This is a genomic window from Blautia glucerasea, from assembly GCF_020537505.1.
Classification (GTDB): domain Bacteria; phylum Bacillota; class Clostridia; order Lachnospirales; family Lachnospiraceae; genus Blautia_A.
Genome location: NZ_JAJBMO010000050.1, coordinates 1 through 4128, shown reverse-complemented (window position 1 = coordinate 4128; position 4128 = coordinate 1). Strand labels below are relative to the sequence as shown.

The following is a 4128-nucleotide window of genomic DNA, read 5'->3' as shown; positions in this document are numbered from 1 at the left end:
AGAGAAAAACAGCATAAGGAGAGATTGGTATAGACGATATTATTTGGATTATTAATCGGCAGGGATAGTCACTTTCCCTTTATATTTCTGCAGGTTTTACATAAGAAGATGGATTTCGGTCAGCAAAGGCAGCTCCCACAATGCCTTTTGGATATCCGCTTCTGCAAGTTGTAGTAAGTAATTGCTTCCCATCAAAATCATGAGATCGTGGTACCGCAGGCAAAGGATAAAAGATTTAAACCGTCACTGGGCGTTGAGGAAGAGTAGGTGAGTAATATGAGATACGAAGATTCGATGAAAGGTGTAGCTGATCAGATAATCAAAGAATAGCAGCGAGCCAGTAAAATTAAAAACAATCCAGAAGAGTTCCATTGGCATTACGAATATGCAACGTTGAATTTCTTTCGGTTTATCTGCAAAAATATCGGTAACTTGAGAAATGGAGAAATTGAAAAAATGGTCACACGTTTAAAGTACATAGATCAGAAAGCAGTGGAAAACCATGTGAATGGTGCTGTTTGGGCATTTGATTATGATAAGATGTTCTGTGTATTGATGGAAAATGAAATTTGTCGAAAGGTGTGTGAAAAGAATAAATATAACAGTTGGATGAATCTGATTGGACAGTATTGTGTTTCAAGGACTTAAAGACGAAGAAAGTTGTTGGAGAGAAATAATTTCCAGCAACTCTGTCTTTAATGAATAGAGTTCATTTTTTTATTCAACTATTCCCATAATATATACAATATGTAAATGTGCAATTCAAATATCAGTTTATGCTAAGTACAAAAAATAATAATAATTACTATTATTGACAAAAGAATAATTATCATGTATAATACAGATATACAAGAAACAAAGTGTTAGAAAAATTGCTAGGAACTTGGTAACAAAAATAAATCGACATTGAAAAGGGAAAATAACTATGAAAAAATATGAATGTGAACCATGTGGCTATATTTATGATCCGGCAGTAGGCGATCCAGACGGAGGTATCGCTCCAGGAACTGCATTTGAGGATATTCCAGATGACTGGACATGCCCAATTTGCGGATTAGGAAAAGATGTTTTCGTTCCTGTAGAAGACTAAGCAGAAAATGCAGGTACGAAACTGCCAGACATTAAAAGAGCCTAAGAGAACATATAAAAGAAATGGAGGTCAAATTATGACTTACGATTTAAACATTACCTTTGATGACAATTTAGTAACAGGAAATAAAACAATCGATACACAGCACAAAGAATTGATTGACCGTATTCAGAACTTTGTAATTGCCTGTCAAAATGGCGACAGCAAGGTAAAGGCGATCAAACTTCTGGATTATCTTAACGAGTATACTGACTTTCATTTTAAAGAAGAAGAAGCACTTCAGGAAAAAGCCGGTTATCCAGAGCGTGAAAAACATTATGAAAAACATGAAGAGTTTAAAAAGACAATTCAGGAACTGTATGAATACCTTCAGGAGTATGAAGGACCAACAGATCGGTTCAGTGAACTTGTACAGAAAAATGTAATCGACTGGCTGTTTGGACACATTAAAACATACGACCGCTCTGTGGCAAAATTTATCTTTATGAAACAAAATCCAGATCGATGCTAAAATAAACCAGGGAACGAGTTCACTCAGAATGTAGACAACGTGATGAAGTAAACTAGGGGCTGTCATAATGCAGCCCCTTTCCTGTTATAGCGATATTCTAGGTAATATATTGCGCTGGCATGACATATTATTTTACTACTACTATATGGGAAGAGCAAGCAGCTCTTCTTTTTTTGCCCTTTTTATCCAATTTTAAGTTGTAAAGTCTCTTTTCATGCCAACAGAAATATACTAAATTGATTTTATAGAACAAGATATAATTCCACTTATATATCGGAGGAAAATGAATGAGAGAGAAAACTATATATGAGAAGATTGCAGAAAAGTATAACACAACACCAGAAGAAATACGCAGAGAAATGCAGATAGCCATAGATGCAGGATTTGATAATCCTGACCAGGCTGTGCAGTAAGAATGGAAGAAAATGACACTTAAAGGAGACAGGCCCACACCGGAAGAAGTAATCAATTACGCAGTAAAAAAATTAAAAAGAAATTAAAAATATGAAGAAAAAGATAATTGCAGTAATTTCAGGAACAGCAATCTTGATAATTGCTGCAGGAAGTATTTATGGGAAATTTGAATCCAGTCATAAAGAAAGCGAACCAGATGTAGTTGGAACTTTTTCTGTAAATCGGGATGAAAATATAACCGTGGTCGCAAATAGGGAAGATATTGAAGACGGGGAATCGGTAATGACAGCCGAATATAGACCTGTAGAATACGGAAAGGACTATGATGTTGTCAATAATCCTGATAAATTTCAACTATATATAGATGGAAAAGAGATTAAATAGTAATCTCCTGAAAGCAAGCTTTTTGTCAATTATTTCAAAGAAAAATTAAAGGATAACAATACATAGTTTTGACAATGATATTTTGAAAAATTTTATAGGAATGCTCTATTATCAAATTGACATAGGAATATGGTAGCGTATAATTAGAATTGAATACACTGAAAAAATGGAGGAATTACATGAAAGCACATAAATATTGGTCAGTAGGAGCATTGATCACAATGCTTGGGACTTTTTACACTGGATATAAAAAGCAAAAATCAAGTCACAAATACTTTGCTTTAAGTTCTATGTTATGTATGGTAATGGCGATATATACAGGTCATAAAATGATTACCGGGAATAGGAAGAAAAAGGCGAATAAAGAGAAAGATACAGAAAGGGAGGGATAAATAATGTTGGAAGTAGGGGTTAAGGCACCGGATTTTGAGTTGCCAGATCAAAATGGGAAAATACATAGATTATCGGATTATACAGGAAAAAAAGTGATTTTATATTTCTATCCCAAGGATAATACAGCAGGATGCACGAAACAGGCATGTGGGTTTTCTGAGCGATACCCTCAGTTTACCGAAAAAGGAGCAGTTATTCTTGGAGTCAGTAAGGATTCTGTATCCTCTCATAAGAGATTTGAGGAAAAATATGGATTGGCATTTACACTTTTAGCAGATCCAGAGCGGAAAGTTATTGAAGCATATGATGTATGGAAAGAAAAGAAAAATTATGGAAAAGTCTCTATGGGAGTAGTAAGAACCACATATCTTATTGATGAACAGGGGATTATTATAAAGGCAAATGATAAAGTCAAGGCTGCAGATGATCCTGAAAATATGCTCAAGGAATTAGATTAATGAAGATAATATTATCCCCTGCTAAAAAGATGATTACAGATACTGACAGCATAGCGCCGGATGGATTGCCTGAATTTATTGAAAAGACGACAGAGATACAAAGTTGGTTGAAAAGTAAGTCAAAAGAAGAACTGAAGACTATCTGGAAATGTAATGACAAAATTACAGAACAGAACTTCAATAGATTGGAAAACATGGATCTTTATCATTTACTTACCCCAGCTGTCTTATCATATGAAGGAATTGCTTTTCAATATATGGCTCCATCCGTGTTTGAGGACAGTCAGTTCGAGTATGTACAAAAGCATTTGAGAATAATATCTGCATTTTATGGTGTGTTAAAACCAAGGGATGGTGTGACGCCTTATCGTTTGGAAATGCAGACGAAGGTTGGAATAGGAGAAACAAAAAATCTGTATGAGTACTGGGGAGATTTATTATACCGCTCAGTGATTGATAACAGCAGGCTTATAATCAATCTGGCATCGAAAGAATACTCTAAGTGCATAGAAAAATATCTGACACGACAGGATAGATACATTACGATTACATTTTGTGAGTTATCAGGAGATAAACTGGTGACAAAAGGTACATATGCTAAGATGGCCCGTGGTGAAATGGTTAGGTTCATGGCTGAAAACAGAATTGAAAATCCTGAGGATATTAAGAAATTTGATAGACTAGGCTATTCATTCCGCTCTGATTTATCATCAGATGCAGAATATGTTTTTGAACGGAAAAAATGATGATTGAATGATTATTTTAAATAAAAGGTAATCAGTAATATTGATTATTATAATAATAGAAGGAGCTTCCTGTATAATAAAAAGCGTAGACGTTGAAATTTGAAAATACCTCAGAGTACAATAAGACTACTG

At 34.6% G+C, this 4128-nt stretch carries 7 protein-coding genes and 1 pseudogene; all 8 read left to right on the top strand.

Annotated elements, in window-relative coordinates; all coding sequences use genetic code 11:
- Nucleotides 1–276: 276 nt before the first annotated feature.
- The 8 genes and pseudogenes from LIQ05_RS20485 to yaaA all read left to right on the top strand — a co-directional run bounded on the left by LIQ05_RS20485 (nt 277) and on the right by yaaA (nt 3996).
- Nucleotides 277–648 (top strand): annotated as a pseudogene (locus LIQ05_RS20485) (hypothetical protein).
- 277 nt (nt 649–925) lie between these two features.
- Nucleotides 926–1090 carry a rubredoxin gene (rd, locus tag LIQ05_RS18965; RefSeq protein WP_148463579.1) on the top strand — a complete coding sequence of 55 codons (165 nt, stop codon included), beginning with the start codon at nt 926–928 and terminating at the stop codon, nt 1088–1090.
- A gap of 76 nt (nt 1091–1166) precedes the next feature.
- Nucleotides 1167–1601 carry a bacteriohemerythrin gene (locus tag LIQ05_RS18960; RefSeq protein WP_019161195.1) on the top strand — a complete coding sequence of 145 codons (435 nt, stop codon included), beginning with the start codon at nt 1167–1169 and terminating at the stop codon, nt 1599–1601.
- Nucleotides 1602–1888: 287 nt separating this feature from the next.
- Complete coding sequence (locus LIQ05_RS18955; RefSeq protein ID WP_226822891.1) at nt 1889–2014, top strand: sporulation initiation factor Spo0A C-terminal domain-containing protein; 126 nt, start codon at nt 1889–1891, stop codon at nt 2012–2014.
- A gap of 91 nt (nt 2015–2105) precedes the next feature.
- Nucleotides 2106–2399 carry a hypothetical protein gene (locus LIQ05_RS18950; protein WP_226822890.1) on the top strand — a complete coding sequence of 98 codons (294 nt, stop codon included), beginning with the start codon at nt 2106–2108 and terminating at the stop codon, nt 2397–2399.
- Between the two features lie 179 nt (nt 2400–2578).
- A complete protein-coding gene (locus tag LIQ05_RS18945; RefSeq protein WP_005421604.1) occupies nt 2579–2791 on the top strand; it encodes a DUF6219 family protein in 213 nt (70 codons plus the stop codon).
- A 3-nt stretch (nt 2792–2794) separates the two neighbouring features.
- Entirely contained in the window at nt 2795–3250 is a 456-nt protein-coding gene (gene bcp / locus LIQ05_RS18940; RefSeq protein ID WP_055060581.1) for a thioredoxin-dependent thiol peroxidase, read from the top strand.
- Nucleotides 3250–3996 carry a peroxide stress protein YaaA gene (gene yaaA, locus LIQ05_RS18935; RefSeq protein ID WP_226822889.1) on the top strand — a complete coding sequence of 249 codons (747 nt, stop codon included), beginning with the start codon at nt 3250–3252 and terminating at the stop codon, nt 3994–3996. The genes bcp and yaaA overlap by 1 nt, the downstream gene beginning before the upstream one ends.
- Nucleotides 3997–4128: the final 132 nt, after the last annotated feature.